13 protein-coding genes are annotated in these 18,056 nt (G+C 67.1%); 5 read left to right on the top strand and 8 right to left on the bottom strand.

Features of this window, described 5'->3' with window-relative positions:
• Window positions 1–14 precede the first annotated feature (14 nt).
• The 4 genes from AC1EJR_RS17210 (at window position 15) to AC1EJR_RS17195 (ending at window position 4,072) form a co-directional block, all read left to right on the top strand.
• Window positions 15–995, top strand: a complete 981-nt coding sequence (locus AC1EJR_RS17210) for an ABC transporter ATP-binding protein (protein ID WP_092300103.1) — start codon at window positions 15–17, stop codon at window positions 993–995.
• 63 nt (window positions 996–1,058) lie between these two features.
• On the top strand, window positions 1,059–2,342 hold the full coding sequence (locus AC1EJR_RS17205; protein WP_477147311.1) for an ABC transporter substrate-binding protein: 1,284 nt from the start codon (window positions 1,059–1,061) through the stop codon (window positions 2,340–2,342).
• A 36-nt stretch (window positions 2,343–2,378) separates the two neighbouring features.
• Window positions 2,379–3,263, top strand: coding sequence for a carbohydrate ABC transporter permease (locus AC1EJR_RS17200; protein WP_092300402.1), 885 nt, complete (start codon window positions 2,379–2,381; stop codon window positions 3,261–3,263).
• Complete coding sequence (locus tag AC1EJR_RS17195; RefSeq protein WP_477147310.1) at window positions 3,260–4,072, top strand: carbohydrate ABC transporter permease; 813 nt, start codon at window positions 3,260–3,262, stop codon at window positions 4,070–4,072. The genes AC1EJR_RS17200 and AC1EJR_RS17195 overlap by 4 nt, the downstream gene beginning before the upstream one ends.
• Before the next feature lie 42 nt (window positions 4,073–4,114).
• On the opposite strand, the gene AC1EJR_RS17190 is transcribed toward AC1EJR_RS17195, so the two are convergent.
• Together AC1EJR_RS17190 and AC1EJR_RS17185 are read right to left on the bottom strand one after the other, a co-directional pair.
• Window positions 4,115–5,590: a LamG-like jellyroll fold domain-containing protein gene (locus AC1EJR_RS17190; RefSeq protein WP_477147309.1), complete on the bottom strand. Its 1,476-nt coding sequence runs from the start codon at window positions 5,588–5,590 to the stop codon at window positions 4,115–4,117.
• A gap of 227 nt (window positions 5,591–5,817) precedes the next feature.
• A complete protein-coding gene (locus AC1EJR_RS17185; RefSeq protein WP_477147308.1) occupies window positions 5,818–9,411 on the bottom strand; it encodes an indolepyruvate ferredoxin oxidoreductase family protein in 3,594 nt (1,197 codons plus the stop codon).
• 279 nt (window positions 9,412–9,690) lie between these two features.
• On the opposite strand from AC1EJR_RS17185, the gene AC1EJR_RS17180 reads away from it, so the two are divergent.
• The gene (locus AC1EJR_RS17180) at window positions 9,691–11,058 is read left to right on the top strand and encodes an NYN domain-containing protein (protein ID WP_477147307.1); all 1,368 of its coding nucleotides are present in this window, start codon (window positions 9,691–9,693) and stop codon (window positions 11,056–11,058) included.
• 24 nt (window positions 11,059–11,082) lie between these two features.
• Here the strand turns inward: AC1EJR_RS17180 and AC1EJR_RS17175 are convergent, their stop codons facing one another.
• From AC1EJR_RS17175 to gspD, 6 genes are all read right to left on the bottom strand, one after another.
• On the bottom strand, window positions 11,083–11,367 hold the full coding sequence (locus AC1EJR_RS17175) for a hypothetical protein (protein WP_092300085.1): 285 nt from the start codon (window positions 11,365–11,367) through the stop codon (window positions 11,083–11,085).
• Window positions 11,364–11,822: a DUF2778 domain-containing protein gene (locus AC1EJR_RS17170; RefSeq protein ID WP_092300082.1), complete on the bottom strand. Its 459-nt coding sequence runs from the start codon at window positions 11,820–11,822 to the stop codon at window positions 11,364–11,366. The genes AC1EJR_RS17175 and AC1EJR_RS17170 overlap by 4 nt, the downstream gene beginning before the upstream one ends.
• Window positions 11,823–12,275: 453 nt before the next feature.
• Entirely contained in the window at window positions 12,276–12,734 is a 459-nt protein-coding gene (locus AC1EJR_RS17165; RefSeq protein WP_092300072.1) for a DUF2778 domain-containing protein, read from the bottom strand.
• An 89-nt stretch (window positions 12,735–12,823) separates the two neighbouring features.
• The gene (gene gspF, locus AC1EJR_RS17160; RefSeq protein ID WP_092300069.1) at window positions 12,824–14,041 is read right to left on the bottom strand and encodes a type II secretion system inner membrane protein GspF; all 1,218 of its coding nucleotides are present in this window, start codon (window positions 14,039–14,041) and stop codon (window positions 12,824–12,826) included.
• A 16-nt stretch (window positions 14,042–14,057) separates the two neighbouring features.
• Window positions 14,058–15,533: a type II secretion system ATPase GspE gene (gspE, locus tag AC1EJR_RS17155; RefSeq protein WP_092300399.1), complete on the bottom strand. Its 1,476-nt coding sequence runs from the start codon at window positions 15,531–15,533 to the stop codon at window positions 14,058–14,060.
• Window positions 15,534–15,623: 90 nt separating this feature from the next.
• Window positions 15,624–18,017, bottom strand: a complete 2,394-nt coding sequence (gene gspD / locus AC1EJR_RS17150) for a type II secretion system secretin GspD (protein WP_477147335.1) — start codon at window positions 18,015–18,017, stop codon at window positions 15,624–15,626.
• Window positions 18,018–18,056 lie beyond the last annotated feature (39 nt).

Below are 18,056 nucleotides of genomic sequence, written 5' to 3'. Positions count from 1 at the left end.
GCTGATAAGAACCCATGGCCTACCTGCGACTCGACAACCTGCAGCAGCGCTTCGGCGAGCAACACGTGCTCCGCGGCATCGACCTCGACGTGGCGCGTGGCGAGTTCATCGCGCTGCTCGGCGCCTCGGGCTGCGGCAAGACCACGCTGCTGCGGCTGATTGCCGGACTGGACCGGCCGAGCGGCGGGCGGATCTGGTTCGATGGCGCGGACGTGACCGACGTGGACCCCGCCGCGCGCCACCTGAGCATGGTGTTCCAGTCGTACGCGCTGTTTCCGCACTTGAGCGTGGGCGAGAACATCGTCTTCGGCCTGCGCGCGCGCAAGCTGCCGCGCGAGGAGCAGGCGGCGCGGCTCAAGCAGGCCGCCGACATGCTCGGGCTGGACAAGCTCCTCGCGCGCAAGCCGGGTGAACTCTCGGGCGGGCAGCGGCAGCGCGTGGCGCTGGCACGCGCCATCGTCTCGCATCATCCGGTCTGCCTGATGGACGAGCCGCTCAGCAACCTCGACGCCCAGCTACGTGCCGAGATGCGCGCCGAACTGCGCAAGCTTCAGCGCGCGCTCGGGCTGACGGTGATCTACGTCACCCACGACCAGGTGGAAGCCATGAGCATGGCCGACCGCATCGTGCTGATGCATCAGGGCGAGATCGCCCAGGTCGGCACGCCCGAACAGCTCTACGAGCAGCCAGCCACGCCGGTCGTGGCGCGCTTTATCGGCCAGCCGCCGATGAACCTGTTGCGCGTGCCGGGGCTGGACGGGCTGGTGGGCATTCGTCCCGAACACATCGCGCTGGCGGCGACGGGCACCGCCGGCACGGATATTCACGATGGCGTCGTCGCGCGCAGCGAATATCACGGCGCAGACACGCTGATCGAGGTGCAGGTCTACGAGCAGCCCGTGCTGGTGCGCCATCCGGGCCGGCTTGCGCTGCAGACCGGCAGCCGGCTGGCGCTGGAATGGCCGGCCGCACGCGCCCACCGGTTTGCCGCGTGAGGGGCCTCCCTCCATCCCCATGACTTTCCCGATGTTTTGATTCGTCTTTCACCAGGAGCCTTCATGTCGTTCAAATCCCGTGGCCTCGCCCTCGCGCTGGGCGCCGTTCTCTCGATGGCCGCGCTCGGCGCGGCGGCACAGACGCAGGTGACCATGTACTACCCGGTCTCGGTCGGCGGCCCGCTGACGCAGGTGGTAGACAAGCTGGTCGACCAGTTCCAGCAGGCCAACCCGGACGTCAAGGTCAACGCCATCTACGCCGGCAACTACGACGACGCCCGCACCAAGGCGCTGGCCGCCCTCAAGGCCGGCACGCCGGTGCAGACCTCGGTGCTGTTCTCGATCGACCTGTTCGAGCTGAAGGACCAGAACGTGATTCGCCCGTTCGATGACTTCGCCACCACGCCCGAGGACAAGGCGTGGCTGCAGAGCTTCTACCCGGGCCTGATGGACAACGGCCGCGCCGACGGCAAGACCTGGGGCATCCCGTTCCAGCGCTCGACCATCGTCATGTTCTACAACAAGGACGCCTTCAAGCAGGCCGGCCTGGATCCGAACAAGCCGCCGCGCACCTGGACCGAGATGCGCGAGGCCGCTGCCAAGCTGGTGAAGCAGGACGGTGGCGCCACGTCGCGCTGGGGCGTGATGATTCCGTCGACGGGCTACGCCTACTGGATGTTCGGCGCGCTGGCCAAGCAGAACGGCGCCACGCTGATGAACGCCGCCGGCTCGCACACCACCTTCGACACGCCCAAGACCGTGGAGGCGCTCCAGTACTGGACCTCGCTGGCCAAGGACGGCCTGAGCCCGAAGGGCCTGATCGAATGGGGCACGCTGCGCCAAAACTTTGTCGAGGGCAAGACGGCGATGATGTGGCACTCCACGGGCAACCTGACCGCCGTGCTCAAGGATGCCAAGTTCGATGTGGGCGTGGCCCCGCTGMCGGGTAACCCGACGGGCGGCTCGCCCACCGGCGGCGGCAACTTCTACCTGTTCAAGAGCGGCAGCGAGGCCGAGCAGAAGGCCGCCTACCGTCTGGTGCGATTCCTGACGGCGCCGGAACGTTCGGCCGAATGGAGCGTGGCCACCGGCTACATGGGCGTGAGCCCGGCCAGCTACGAGACGCCGACGCTCAAGAGCTACGCTGCCAAGGTGCCGCAGACGCTGGTCGCGCGTGACCAGCTCCAGGTGGCGACGGCGGAACTGTCGACGCACCAGGCGGGCCGCGTGCGCAAGGTGCTCGAGGACTCGCTCCAGTCGGCCATCACCGGCCAGCAGGAGCCGAAGGCCGCGCTGGCCGGCGCCCAGGCGCAKGCTGACCGCATCCTGAAGCCGTACCAGCGCTGACGCGGCGGGCCCACCGTGAACGACATCMGCCATGCCATGACTTCCCGATCCTTCGTCTCCAGGCCGGCCGTCCATGCGTGGCTGATGTTGCTGCCGGCGCTGGTGCTGCTGGCGGCGTTCACCTACTGGCCCATCGCGGGMAGCGTCTGGGAGAGCCTGCACACGCAGGCGCCCGGCGTCGCTCCGATGTTCAGCGGCGCGGACCAGTTCGCCGCGCTGCTGGACGACCCGGTGTTCCTGCAGGCGCTGCGCAACAACTTCTGGTACGCGCTGGTCACGGTGCCGGTCTCGGTAATGCTGGCGCTGGCGATGGCGCTCTGGGTCAACGAGCGCTTCGCGGGCCGCGGCCTGCTGCGGCTGGCCTTCTTCACGCCGACCATCCTGCCGATGGTGGCCGCCGCCAACGTCTGGCTGTTCTTCTACGCGCCCGACATCGGCCTGTTCAACCAGCTGCTCGGCGCCGCCGGCATCGCCGGCCGCAACTGGCTGGGCGATGTGGAGACCGTGCTGCCCGCGCTGATGGTCATCACCATCTGGAAGGAGGCGGGCTTCTTCATGATCTTCTACCTCGCCGCGCTTCAATCGATCTCACCCGAACAGCGCGACGCGGCGCGCATCGAGGCGCCGTCCGCCTGGTACCGGCTACGGCGGGTCACCCTGCCGCTGCTGGCGCCGACCACGCTGTTCGTGGTCGTCAACGCGCTGATCAACGCGTTCAAGCTGGTCGATCACCTGTTCGTGCTCACGCGCGGCGGCCCGAACAACGCCAGCACGCTGCTGCTCTACTACCTCTATGAAGTGGCGTTCAAGTTCCAGGACATCTCGTACGCCTCGGCGCTGACGCTGGTGCTGCTGGCGCTGCTGGCCCTGTGCTCGGCGCTCCAGTTCTGGTTCTCCCGCAAGCGGGTCCATTACCGATGACGATCGCTCCTCCCCGGTTGTTGCTTCCCGTGGCCGGCTGGCTGGCCGGCCTGCTGTGGATCGCCCCGTTGCTGCTGATGTTCTGGGCAGCCTTCCACCCCGATGGCGATGCGCTGCGCCTGTCCTTCGACACCCGCTGGGGCTTCGGCAACTTCCCCGCCGCGTGGCGCGTGGCGCCGTTCGCGCGTTACCTCGTCAACACGTTCTGCATCGTCACGCTGCTGCTGGTGCTCCAGCTGCTGGTGTGCACGCTGGCTGGCTATGCGCTGGCGCGGCTGCGCTTCCCGGGCCGGGGGCTGGTGTTCGCCATCGTCATGCTCCAGCTGATGGTGATGCCGGAGGTGCTGATTACCGAAAACTACGTCAGTGTGGCGCGGCTCGGGCAGGTGGATCACTACCTCGGCGTGGCGCTGCCCTACATCKGTAGCGCGTTCGGCATCTTCCTGCTGCGCCAGACCTTCATGATGGTGCCGCAGGAGCTGGAGGACGCGGCGCGCATCGAGGGGCTGGGGCGGCTGGCGATCCTGCTCAAGGTCTACGTGCCGCTGGCCCGGCCCACCTACCTGGCCTATGCGCTGGTGTCCATCAGCTATCACTGGAACAACTTCCTGTGGCCGCTGGTGATTACCAACACCGAGGCGAGCCGCCCGGTGACGGTGGGCATGGCGCTGTTCGCGGCGCCCGAGACCGGTGTGGACTGGGGCGTGCTGTCCGCCGGCACGCTGCTGTCGATTGGCCCGCTGCTGGTCGCCTTCCTGCTGTTCCAGCGCCAGTTCATGCAGTCGTTCATGAACGCCGGCATCAAGTAGCCCGGCAAAACAGGCCCCGCGCGAGGCGGGGCCCGGGCGCGATCAGTGGTTGCGCCAGCGCTGCACCATCACCTGCTGGACCTTGCCCTTGAAGAAGTAGCGGCGGTCGGTAGCGCCCTGCGGGTCGGCGCCGATCACGATCGGGCTGGTGTTCAGGCCCACGCCGCCCGTCACCGAGACCGACGGGGTGCGCTMGACGTTGTTGACCCAGAGCCGCACCGCGCCGTCGCCGTCATAGGCGCCGACGATGAAGTAAGAATCCGTGCCATTGAGCGAGGACAGCGGCACGGTGGCGTACTGGTAGCCGCCGTTGACGTAGACGCCGAAGCGCAGCAGCGTGCCCGCCTGCTCCAGCGCGAAGCCGCCCGCGTCGCTCTTGGCAAGGATCGCGGCGGTGGCGCCCGAGGTCAGGTCGTCGAAGTTGACCACCGCGCTGACCAGGAAGCCGCCGTTGGTGTCGTTGTCGGCCTGCCAGGTCGTGACCGACTGCGCGCCGGCAAACACCATGCTGCCGCCCACGCGGTCCTCATCGGACGTGACCGACAGCACTTCCAGCGTMGGCGTGGTGCCGCTCTGGGCCACCGCGTAGTTCGTCGGGCCGGTGCGCTTGTAGGTCAGCGGGTAGGCGGTCTGGGTGAGCGTGTTCATGTGCACCAGCGACGTGGCTTCGGTGATCAGCGCCCGCGCCGAGGTAGCCAGCGGCGTGGCGCCCCGGTCGTAGTCCGAGGTGATGAAATCCACGTCCTCGCGCAGCGCCGACAGGTACAGTTCGCCCAGGCTGGCCGGCGTGGTGTAGACGCCCACGCCGAGGCCGAGCAGCTTGGCCTGATCGATCGCGCCGAACAGGCTCGCCATCCGGTATTCGAGTTCCACGCCCTGGAAGCCCAGGCTCTTGGCCGTGCGCATGCGGTTGCGGATATCGCTCTCGATCAGGGCATGGAAGCGCACATGGTCGCGGATGCTCGCGAATTCCGACTGTGCCAGCAGCGCCTGGGCGCGCACCAGATGCTGGTGGCGGTTATTGCCGTCCATAAACGCGCGCAGCATGACCGGCCGGCCCGCCGTGGCGTAGCCCCAGTCGCGGATCGTGCGTAGCACGCCGAGCATCAGCGTGTCGCTGGCGGCGGCCGTCGAGTAGCCCTCCTTGATTTCGAGGAACAGCATGCGGTCGCTCTGCTGCAGCGCGGTATTGGCCAGCGCGCTGGCGAAGGTGCCCACGGCGGACTCCGAGTCGCTGTGCTCGACATAGACCTGGCCATCGGCGTGCAGGGTCAGGTCGAACTCCACGAGGTCGAGCCCCCGGTTCAGCGCCATCGACACCTGCGTGGTCGTGGCGGCATTGCTGGCGCCGTAGCAGTTATGGCAGGACAGCGCGACCGTGTTGCCGAGCGGCGAGACGGGCAGGCTGCGGGACACGCCGGTCCAGTAGCCCGCGAACGCCGGCGAGAACACGGCCGCGAGCAACAGCCCGGAACATGCGCGAATGAAACGTCGAAACACCAGCGTAGTGGACGGCATGCGAACCTCGCTTTGAAGGTGGAAACGGCGATTGGAACTGCGAAAAGTGCCGCGTGATGCCCGGCTGGGCGGCGGCAATGCGGATTGTTCCGGCTGACCGTGTCAGCGCCGTGACGCTGTTGCGGTGGCGATACGCAAGTCGCAAAGATTCACTTGAACATTGATAGACGAAAAAAAGGGCAGGTGCCAGCGATTGCCGACACCTGCCCCTGCTTACCTCAGCGCGATCAGGCGGCTTGCTGCCCCGCCTCCGGATGCTTGAACTGCGCCAGCAGCTTGGCCCACCGGCCGCGCACCGCGTTGAGATTGTTCTCCTTCACGTGCCCGAAACCGCGGATATCGTCCGGCAGGTTCGCCAGCGCAATCGCGGTGTCGTGGTTCGCGGCGGACAAGCCTTGCGCCAGTGTGTCCAGCAGCGCCCGGTATTCGCCGATCAGCGCGCGCTCGGTGCGCCGTTCCTCGGTCTTGCCGAAGATATCGAGCGCACCACCGCGCAGCCCCTTCAGCCTGGCCAGCAGGCGGAACAGCGTCATCGTGGACGGGCCGAAGCGGCGCTTGACCAGATGCCCCTTGTCGTCGCGCTTGGCCATCAGCGGCGGCGCGAGCCAGAAGTTGAGCTGGTAGTCGCGGCCGGGCTCGCCTTCGAACTGGGCGCGCAGTTTGTCGAGGAACACCGGGTMGGTGTAGAGCCGCGCCACCTCATACTCGTCCTTGTACGCCATCAGCTTGGCCAGATTGCGCGCGGCGGCCTCGGTCAGCGGCAGCGGCTTGCMGGCGCCCACCATGGCCGTTTCGGCCGCGCGCACGCGTTGCACGGCGTCGCGGTACTCGGCGGCATAGGCGGCGTTCTGGTACTGGGTCAGCAGGTCCACGCGGCTCGCGATCAGCTTCTCCAGCAGCGCGCCCGAAGACGTCKGCAGCTTCACCACGTCCGCCCCGTCCATGGCCGGCTTGAGCTTGCCGGTCAGCCCCAGCACCTGCGCCGGGTCGTGCGCCATGTGGCGGCCCCAGTCGAACGCGGCCTTGTTCTTGTCCACCGACACGCCGTTCAGTTCGATGGCGCGCTCCAGCGCCTCCAGCGTCAGCGGAATCCAGCCCTTCTGCCAGGCAAAGCCGAGCACCAGCGGGTTGGTGTAGATGGCATCGCCGATCAGCGCCACGGCCAGCGCACTGGCGTTGATGAACTCGCACTGCTCGCCCACGGCGGTGCGGATGTCCTGCTCCGCCGACAGGCCCGGGAACTGCCACTTCGGATTCTTGATGAAGTCGGCGGTCGGCGTCTGCGCGGTGTTGACCACCGCGCGGGTGCGGCCCGCCTGCGTCTTCGAGATCACTTCGTCGTTGGCCGAGACGATGGCATCGCAGCCGATGACCAGATCCGCCTCGCCCATGGCGATGCGCGTGGCATGGAGGTCATCGGGCTTGGCGGCAATCTGCACGTGGGACAGCACCGCGCCGCCTTTCTGCGCCAGCCCGGCCATGTCCAGCACCGTCACGCCCTTGTTCTCGAGGTGCGCGGCCATGCCGAGCAGGCCGCCAATCGTCACCACGCCGGTGCCGCCCACGCCCGTGACCAGCACGCCGAACGGGTGGTCGAGCGATGGCAGCGTCGGCTGGGGCAGCACCGGCAGGCTGTCCATCGACAATCCCCGCTCCCGGGGCTTGCGCACCTGCGCGCCTTCGGCCGTCACGAAGGACGGGCAGAAGCCGTTCAGGCACGAGAAGTCCTTGTTGCACGACGACTGGTTGATCTGGCGTTTGGTGCCCAGCTCGGTCTCGAGCGGCTCCACCGACAGGCAGTTCGACTTGACCGAGCAGTCGCCGCAGCCTTCGCACACCGCGTCGTTGATGAAGGCGCGGCGGGCCGGATCGGGGAAGGTGCCGCGCTTGCGGCGCCGACGCTTCTCGGTGGCGCAGGTTTGGTCGTAGATCAGGATGGTGCAGCCCGGCACTTCGCGGAGTTCACGCTGGATGCGATCCAGCTCGTCCCGATGGTGGACGGTGAGCCCCTCGGGCAGCTTGATCGCGCCGTTGTACTTCTCGGGCTCGTCCGTGACGATGACGATCTGCTTCGCGCCTTCGGCGGAGACCTGGTAGGCGATGTCGCGCACCGAGAGCTCGCCGTCGACGGGCTGGCCGCCGGTCATCGCCACGGCGTCGTTGTAGAGGATCTTGTAGGTGATGTTGACCCCCGCCGCGATCGACGCGCGGATGGCCAGCAGCCCCGAGTGGAAGTAGGTGCCGTCGCCGAGGTTGGCGAACACGTGCTTGTCGCCCGCGAACGGCGCCTGGCCGATCCAGGCCACGCCTTCGCCGCCCATCTGGCTGAAGGTGCTGGTGCTGCGGTCCATCCACACGGTCATGTAGTGGCAGCCGATGCCGGCCAGCGCGCGCGAACCCTCGGGCACGTTGGTTGACGTATTGTGCGGACAACCGGAGCAGAACCACGGTTTGCGCTCGGCGGTCACGCGCGGCGTGGCCAGCGCGCGCTCCTTGGCCTCGATGACCGCCAGACGGGCGGCGATGCGGGCGCGCACATCGGACGGCAGGTCGAACTTTTCCAGCCGCGTGGCGATAGCCTTGGCGATGATCGCCGGCGACAGCTCGTAGTGGGCCGGCAGCAGCCAGTTGTTCTGCGGGATCGACCATTCGCCGCCCGCGTTGTCGCGCTCGTCGAACTTGCCGTACACCTTGGGGCGCACGTCGTCGCGCCAGTTGTACAGCTCCTCCTTGAGCGCGTATTCCATGATCTGGCGCTTTTCCTCGACGACGAGGATCTCCTGCAGCCCCTCGGCGAACTTGCGCGCGCCGTGCGCCTCCAGCGGCCATACGCAGCCCACCTTGTAGAGGCGGATGCCCAGGCGCGCGCAGGTCTCGTTATCGAGGCCGAGGTCGGACAGCGCCTGGCGGGTGTCGAGGTAGGCCTTGCCGGCGGTCATGATGCCGAAACGCGCGTGCGGCGAGTCGATCTCGATCCGGTCGATCTTGTTGGCCCGCACATAGGCCAGGCCGGCGTACCACTTGTAGTCGAGCAGGCGCGCTTCCTGTTCCAGCGGCGGATCGGGCCAGCGGATGTTCAGGCCGCCCTGCGGCAGGATGAAGTCATCGGGCAGCACGATCTCCACGCGGTGCGGATCGAGTTCGACCGAGGCCGACGATTCCACCACGTCGGTCACGCACTTCATGGCCACCCAGAGGCCGGAGTAGCGGCTCATCGCCCAGCCGTGCAGGCCGTAGTCGAGGTATTCCTGTACGTTCGACGGATAAAGCACGGGCAGGCCGCAGGCCTTGAAGATGTGCTCGGACTGGTGCGCCAGCGTGGAGGACTTGGCCGAATGGTCGTCACCGGCCAGCACCAGCACGCCGCCGTGCTGGCTGGAGCCGGCGGAGTTGGCGTGCTTGAAGACATCGCCGGTGCGGTCCACGCCCGGGCCCTTGCCGTACCACATGCCGAATACGCCATCGAACTTGGCATCCGGATACATGTTGACCTGCTGGGAGCCCCAGACCGAGGTGGCGGCGAGATCTTCGTTCAGGCCAGCCTGGAAGACGACGTTGTGCGCTGCAAGATGCTTCTTGGCTTTCCAGAGCGACTGGTCGAGCGCGCCGAGCGGCGACCCGCGATAGCCGGACACGAATCCGGCAGTGTTCAGACCCGCGGCGCGATCCCGTTCCTGCTGCAGCATCGGCAGCCGTACCAACGCCTGCGTGCCGCTGATATAGATGCGGCCGCGTTCCAGCGTGTACTTGTCTTCGAGGGAAACGTTCTCTAGCGCGCGACGAATGGCGTCGCTGACCGGCGGGGTCAGGGGGGCATTCATAAGTGCTCCTCTATGGGCATGCTGTCGGGATCACCGACACATCAGTTGTGGGCAACCTTCCGGGGCCTCTTGTGGAGGCGTGGGAAGGCCGTGTCTCTGCGCGGCATGGTAGCACCCGCGTTGCGCGCGCGGTACCTTGCTATGCAGCATAAACCGGGCCAGCTACCCCCGTGATTTCCCGTAGGCACGGGCTTTCAGCGTGTACACTGCGTTGCATCCAGGCGGCCCCGACCGCCCGCTCCGGGCGGCGCCGGCTGCACCGCAACCCCCTATCGACACATGACAAATTCCCCTCGCCAGGGCGCGACCCTGGCTGTGCTGATCGACGCCGACAACGCGGCGCCCGCCATCGTGGAAGGCCTGCTGGCCGAAGTGGCCAAGTACGGCGTGGCCGCCGTGAAGCGGATCTACGGCGACTGGACCAAGCCCAACCTGGCCGGATGGAAGGAGCGGCTGCTGTCGCACTCGATCCAGCCGATCCAGCAGTTCCGCTACACCGTGGGCAAGAACGCCACGGACAGCGCGATGATCATCGATGCGATGGACCTGCTCTACACGGGCCGCTTCGACGGGTTCTGCATCGTCTCCAGTGACAGCGACTTCACGCGACTGGCGTCGCGCATCCGCGAGCAGGGGCTGATCGTCTACGGCTTCGGCGAGCGCAAGACGCCCAAGCCGTTCGTGACAGCCTGCGACAAGTTCATCTATTCCGATGTGCTGCGCACGGACACCGATACCGACGTGGAAGCCGAAGGCGCCGTGGCCCCGGCACGCCGCCGCAACACCCAGGAGCTGCGGCAGGACTCGCGGCTGGTGCGCCTGCTGCAAAGCGCCGCGCAGGCGGTGTCGGACGAAGACGGCTGGTCGACGCTGGGCGGCATGGGCAACCACATCGCCAAGCAGGCGCCGGAATTCGACTCGCGTAACTATGGGTACGGCAAGCTGTCCGAACTCGTGGCATCGACCAACCTGTTCGAGGTGGAAACGCGCAACGGCGGGAACAACAAGACCATCTGGGTGCGGCTGAAAAAGCGCGCCAAGGGGGAGGGCGGCCAGCCGGGGCAGCAGTCGGGCCAGCAGGGTGGGCAACAGGGTGGCCAGCAATCGGGCCAGCAATCGGGCCAGCAGTCTGGGCAACAGTCGGGTCAGTCCGGCCAGTCCGGCCAGCAGCAGCGCCCGCAGCAAAACCAGTCGAACCAGCAGGAGCGCCGCCCGTCGCCGCCGCCGCTGCCGGCCACCACGGTGGCCCAGGCCGTGCCKCCGGTGGAAACGCCCGCGCCAGTGGTCGAAATCGACGCCATCCCCGAGCCGGCCCCGGTCTTCTCGGCGGCCTCCGAGGACGAACCGGCCGGCTCCGCCTCGACCCTGATCCCGGAAGCCGTGGAACCCCCGGCTTCGTCACGCGGCAAGCGCGCCAAGCGTCCCGAAGTCGCCCTGAGCGACACCCCGTGGCCAATCGACCAGTCAGTCTTCGCCGCCCMGGGCACGACGGTGCTGTCCGCCCAGGTTGTCGAGGAACCCACCGAGCCCGCCCCGGCCCCCGCCGAGGAAGCCCCGAAGCCCGCCGACAAGAAAGCTCCCGCAAAGAAAGCCGCCCCGCGCAAGCGCGCGCCGGCCAAGAAGGCGGTGAAGAAGGCAGCGGAGTAAGGTAGTGAGGGGAGGGCGGCCGGCTTAACGAAGCCGGGCCGCTCGCCCACGCCGGTCCAGCATCCACCTGCGCGCCAGCCAGGTTCCGATCACCACCGCCACGAATGACAAGGCGAGGTGGACCAGGAGTTCCAGATCGTCGCCAGCTTCGCCGTCCCAGAATCCCGGGACATGGGTGAATATCCAGAACCAGAACGACTCCGGGAATGGGAAGATGGCCGCAAGCCAACGCAGCCAAACGAAGGTTAGCGCGAGCGTGGCAAAAACCGTCCACACGGCCAACAATAGCCACCGAGCCAAGGTCTTCATCTGACGATCACCCTGCCATACGCCTTGAGCGTCGTCCCCGGCACGGGGTGTTGTCGCTGGGCTTTGAGGAGCGAGCGGAGGTGGTGGTAGCCCATGTGGCTCTCGACGGTAATGCACCCTTTGCTGATGCCTTGGCCGCCCTTCGGATGGAGGCGGAATTCGCCGCGCCGTATGGCGGTGCAGAAGGCTTCGTCATCTATCTTGCCGTCAACAGCATAGAGAGCGAACCATTCGTTCTTGTTCCGAAGCGAATCTCTGATCGACCCGAGCATGCCTCCGGATTGCCGATCAACGACGTAGTAGGTTCCGCGGGGAATCGGACCTGTACTTGCATAGCAGGAAAATTCGGGTCGATTCTTATGGTGATCCAGGCCAGAAAACGCTGGAAAAGCCAGAGCGCCGCAGCGCAGCGCACTCATTTCCTTGCCATTCAGTTCAAAGGTGCATTCGAGCATGGTCGTTCTCCATCGAAGTCTCTCAACCGTGAGAGCACGAAGGAGGCTACGCCTGGGGCCTTGCCGCGACCATCGTACGAGTTCGAAACTCAGCGCACCAGCTGATTGATCTCGATAATCGGCATCAGCACCGCCAGCACGATGAGCGCTTACCGGCCGTCTAATGTCGGCGCAGTGATGTGTTGGATCGACGCAGGGACCGGAACCGTGCAAGGCGGCAAGCCGCCCACGTCCCGATAGCGACCACCACGAACGAGATGCCGAGGTAAATCAAAATGGCGAGATCGTAAGCCGATTCACCGTCCCAGAACCCAGGCGTATGGGCGAATACCCATACCCAAAAGGTATCGGGCAAATGGACATAGCGCCCAAGCTCGTGGATCCAGAGGTAAGTCAGGCCCAAAGTCGCGATGAGCACCCAAAGTATCAGTAGAAGATAGCGCGCGAACCTTGTCATTTGACGACCACCTTTCCATATGCCAAATGTTTGGTTCCCGGAATGGGACTTAGCTTCTGTCCCTTCAGCAGCCCCCGCAGCCGGTGGAAATCCATTGGATTGTCTATCGTGATGCAGCCTTTGCTGATTCCGAGGTCGCCCTTGGGATGAAGCCGGAAGTTTCCCCGCTTCACGGCGTTGCAGTAGGTGTAGTCGTCGATCTTGCGGTCTATTGCGTACAGGGCAAACCAGTCGCCTTTCCCGCTCCAAGCATCCCTGATCGGACCAAGCAGGCGTCCCGATTGCCTGTCAATAATGAAATAGGTGCCGCGTGGAATTGGCCCCGAGTCCAAGGTGCACATGAATTCCGGGCGATTTACGTGCGTCGCCAGGCCTGAAAACGCTGGAAAAGCCAGAGCGCCGCAGCGCAGCGCACTCATTGCCTTGCCATTCAGTTCAAAGGTGCATTCGAGCATGGTCGTTCTCCACCGAAGTCTCTCAACCGTGAGAGCACGAAGGAGGCTACGCCTGGGGCCTTGCCGCGACCATCGTACGAGTTCGAAACTCAGCGCACCAGCTGATTGATCTCGATAATCGGCATCAGCACCGCCAGCACGATCAGCAGCACCACCACGCCCATCGTCAGAATCAGCAGCGGTTCCAGCAGGCTGGTCAGGAACAGCGTGCGGCGTTCCAGTTCCTGGCTTTCGCCGATGGCGGCGCGTTCCAGCATGATCGGCAGGTTGCCGGTGGCTTCGCCGGAGCGGATCAGGTGGACCAGCACCGGCGGGAACTGATTCTGCGCGGCCAGCGCGCGGGCCAGCGAGGCGCCTTCGCGCACGCGGGTGGTGGCGTCGTCGACGTTGGTTTTCAGCGCGAGGTTGGTCAGCGTTTCGCCGGCGGCCTGCAGGCTGCGCAGGATCGGCACGCCGGCAGAGACCAGGATGGCCAGCGTGCTGGCGAAGCGCGCCGTGTTGTAGCCCCGGATCAGCTTGCCCAACAGCGGGGCGGTCAGCAGCCAGCGGTGCCAGGCCAGGCGGACGTCCGGCTGGCGCAGCACGCTGCGGATGACCAGCGTGGCCACCGCGATCACGGCCAGCGCCGCCCACCACCAGTTCCGTACGAAATCCGACAGCGCCAGCATGACGATGGTCAGCGTCGGCAACTTCTGCTTGGTGTTGGCGAACACGCTCACCACCTGCGGCACCACATACGACAGCAGGAAGATCACGATGGCGAACGCCACCACCGTGACGATGGCCGGGTAGGTGAAGGCCAGCCGGATCTTCGAGGTGAGCTGGTTGCGCGTCTCGATATAGGTCGCCAGCCGTTCCAGCACCACGCCGAGGTGGCCGGAGTGCTCGCCGGCCGAGACCAGCGCGCGGTAGATATCGGGGAAGTCTTTCGGATGCTGGGCCAGCGCCACGGAGAGCGAGCTGCCGCCCATCACCTCGGCGCGGATGCCGGCTAGCAGTTCGTGCAGGTACTGGCGCTCGGCCTGATCGGCCAGCGCGCCCAGCGCCTCGTCGAGCGGCAGGCCGGAGACGATCAGGCTGGCGAGCTGGCGCGTGAACAGCGCCTGCTCCTGCGTGGAGAGCCGGCGCACCAGGACGCTGCTGCCGGTGCGCGGCGCCAGCCCGGCGCCGGCCAGCGGATCGACGGTGATCGGCGTCAGCCCGCGCGCGCGCAGTTGCGTGCGCGCCTGCTTGGGGCTGTCGGCCTCGATGACGCCGCGGTCGGCGCGGCCGGTGGCGTCGGCGGCTTCGTAGCGATAGGCGGGCATGCGGTGCGGCTCCCGGCTATTCGCGCGTCACGCGCAGCACTTCTTCGAGCGACGTGGCGCCGCTGTCGATCCAGCGCTGGGCATCGGCCCGCATGGTGTGCATGCCCTTGGCCAGCCCCACCTGCTTGATCTCGGATTCGGGCTGCTGGCGGTGGATCATGGTCTGGATGTCGGCATCCACGGTCAGCAGTTCATAGACGCCCATCCGGCCCTGATAGCCCGAATGGCCGCACTTGTCGCAGCCCACGGCGTGCCACACGCGCTGGAGCGGCTTGCCCTGCGCGTGCAGGATCTCGGCCTCGGCGGGTGTCACTTCGATCACTTCCTCGCGCTTGCAGTGCGGGCACAGCCGGCGTACCAACCGCTGCGCCAGCACGCCGAGCAGCGACGACGACAGCAGGAACGGCTCGATCCCCATATCGACCAGACGCGTCACGGCCGAGGCCGAGTCGTTGGTGTGCAGCGTGGCCAGCACCAGGTGKCCGGTCAGCGAGGCCTGCACGGCGATCTGCGCCGTCTCCAGGTCACGGATTTCGCCGATCATCACCACGTCCGGGTCCTGCCGCAGGATCGCGCGCAGGGCCTTGCCGAATGTCATGTCGATGCGGGGATTGACCTGGGTCTGGCCGATGCCGTCCAGGTCGTACTCGATCGGGTCTTCCACCGTCATGATGTTGGTGGTGCGCGCGTCGAGCCGCGACAGTGCCGCGTACAGCGTGGTGGTCTTGCCGGAACCGGTCGGCCCGGTCACCAGCACGATGCCGTGCGGCTGGCGCACGAGGTGATCGAAGCCGCCCAGCGTATTGGGCGCCATGCCAAGCTTGGCGAGGTCCAGCCGGCCGGCTTCCTTGTCGAGCAGACGCAGCACCGCGCGCTCGCCGTGGCCGGTGGGCAGCGTGGAGACGCGCACATCCACCGGCCGGCCGCCCACGCGCAGCGTGATGCGGCCGTCCTGCGGCAGGCGTTTCTCGGCGATGTCGAGCTGCGCCATGATCTTGATCCGCGAGATCAGCGCGCCGTGCAGCGCCTTCTTGGGCCGCACCACGTCGCGCAGCGTGCCATCCACCCGGAAGCGCACCACAGATGACGACTCGAACGGCTCGATATGGATATCCGAGGCCTGCTCGCGCGCGGCCTGGGTCAGCAGGGCGTTGATCATGCGGATGATCGGCGCGTCGTCCTCGGACTCGAGCAGGTCTTCCACGGCGGGAATGTCCTGCATCAGCCGCGACAGGTCGACTTCGCCCTCCACCTCGCCCACCACCTGGGCGGCGCTGCCGTCCTGGCGGTTGTAGGCATCGGAGATCGCCGCGATCAGCGCGTCCGGCTCCAGCACGCGCAGTTGCAGCGCGCCGTGCACGCGGGCCACCTCGGCCAGCGCCTGTGGCGCCGTGGCGCGGCTGACCCAGACCTCCACGCCATCGGGGCGCTGGTGGGCGATCAGCAGCGGCGCTTCGCGCGAAAACGAGTACGAGACCAGCCGCGCCGCCATCGGCGAGGGCGGCTCGAGTGGTGCAGGTGCCGGTGCCGACGGTGCCGGCAGGGTGGTGTTGTCGATAGTTTCGGTGGCCATGGCTAGCCTTTAACCGGCGTGTGGCGTATCGGTGGCTTGCGAGCCCTTCGAGATCGGGCGCGGCGCTGCCTGCGGGGCCGGCGACGGCGCGGCAGGCAGGGTCGGGTCCAGCGGCAGCGGGCTCTGCACCGGCCCGTTGTAACGCGGATCGACGAACGGCGCGCCCGGCGCGTCCGCCGGCGGCAGCACTGGGGTGTCCTTGTCGCGTACGAACATGTTAGGCGAGACGAAGCCCTGCTGCTGGCCGCGGATGTACTCGTAGCGGTCCTGCGTCAGGCGGTCGGTGGCCTGTGCCGTGCGCATGATGTACGGGCGCAGGAACACCAGCAGGTTGGTCTTCTTGCGGTTCTTGTTCTCGTAGCGGAACAGGGCGCCGAGGTAGGGAATGTCGCCCAGCAGCGGCACCTTCTGCACGCCGTCGCCGTAGCTGTCCTCGATCAGGCCGCCCAGCACGATGATCTGGCCGTCATCCACCAGCACGTTGGTCTCGATCGAGCGCACGTTGGTGGTCGGGCCCTGCGTGGCGTTGATCGTGTTGGCCACCACCGACGAGGACTCCTGGTAGATCTGCATCTTCACCAGCCCGCCGTCCGTGATCTGCGGCCGCACGCGCAGCGTGATGCCGACGTCCTTGCGGTCGAAGGTCTGGAACGGCGTGACCGAGGCCGAACTGCCGGTCTGGGCGTAGGAGCCGGTCGTGATCGGAATGTTCTGGCCGATCAGGATCTTGGCTTCCTCGTTCTCCAGCGTGATCAGGTTCGGCGTGGAGAGCAGGTTCACGCTGTCGTTGCTGCCGAGGGCGCGCAGCAGCGCGCCGAGGCCGATGGCCTTGTTGACCACGCCCAGGTTCAGGCCGCCGATGTCCGGCACCAGCTGCGTGGCGGCCGCGATGCCCGCCGTGCTGTCGTTGTTGATGGCCGCGATGGCGCCGGTCAGGTTGATGATGTTCTTGCCGCCCGAGCCGAAGTTCGTGCCGGCGAAGCCGATGGCGTTGCCACCCGAGTTGATCAGGCCCTGCCACTGGATGCCCAGTTCGCTGGCCTGCGTGGCGGTCACTTCCACGATCATCGACTCGATGTAGACCTGCGCGCGGCGCGCGTCGAGGTCGTCGATCACGGCGCGCAGGTTGCGGTAGACCGGCTCGCTGGCGGTGATGATCAGCGCGTTGGTGGTCGGGTCGGCCTGGATCGTGCCGCCGGTGGTCGGCTGCTGGTTGACCGCGAACGACGACGAGAAGGCATTCGAGCCGCTGCCGCCGAAGCCCGAACCGCCCGACGAGCCCGAGCGGCCATAGCCGCCGCTGCTGGACGAGCCGCCGCCGTACTGGCCGCTCTGCGTTGACGCCTGGTTCTGGAACGCGCCGGACGTGGCGGTGTTGGCGCCCGCGCCGGCCGCCCCGCCCTGCTGCGTGGAGCTGGCGAAGCTGGTGTCGGCGGCGACGATGGCGCGCAGCGTGGCCGCCAGCTTCACCGCATCGGCGTTCTTGAGCGGCACCACCCAGATATTGCCGGGGCGGGCGTAGGGCTGGTCGAGCTTCTCGATCAGCTGGCGCGCCTGCTGCACGCGCGCGCGGCTGGAGGCGCGGATCATCAGCGAGTTGGTGCGTGGCTCGGCCACGACCGAGGTGCGCAGGCTGGCATCGCCCCCGGGGGCCGCGCCGCCGCCGGCGCCGCCGGAGGCCGACGGGTCGAGCAGCCGTTGCAGGACCACGGCGGCGTCGCTGGCGATGGCGTTCTTCAGCGGAATCAGTTCGACTTCGCCCGACGCCGGCGCATCCACGGCGGCGATGATGCGGGCCAGCCGGCGCAGGTTGTCGGCGTAGTCGGTAATGACCAGCGTGTTGTTGGCCGGGTAGGCGGTGATCGTGTTGTTCGGTGCGATCATCGGGCGCAGCACCGGCACGAGGTTGTTGGCGGACTCGTAGTTGAGCCGGAACACCTGCGTGACGACCTGATCACCCCGGCTCGAGCCGGCGCCGATCACGGTGGGCGAGCCCTGCAGCTTGGCGTCGGCCTCGGGCACCACCTTGGTGAAGCCGTTGCTCTCTACCATCGCATAGCCCTGCATGCGCAGCACCGAGCCCAGCGTCTCCAGTGCCTGCGCGCGCGACACCGGCTGCTCCGTCACCAGATTCACCGTGCCCTTCAYGCGCGGATCGATGACGAAGTTCTTGCCCGTGGCCTGGCCTACCGCCTTGACCACCGAGTMGAGGTCGGCGTTGACGAAGTTCAGCACCACCTGGTCACGGTTCTGCGTGCGCGGCGTGATGTCGTTGGGCTGCGGCGGCTGGCCCTGGCCCTGGGCCCACAGCGGGGCAGGGGCCAGCAGGGACAGGCCGCACAGCAGCGCGGTGGCGCGGGCGCAGGCGGTACGGAGAAAGCGGTGGTGTGCGTGCGTTGTCATCATGGTTCTAGGCGTGCTGCGCTCGGTCAAGGGCTAGTG

Source organism: Cupriavidus sp. 05T42 (genome assembly GCF_056396345.1).
The sequence above is the reverse complement of the archived record's forward strand: the minus strand, read 5'-3'. Positions and strand labels throughout refer to the sequence as shown.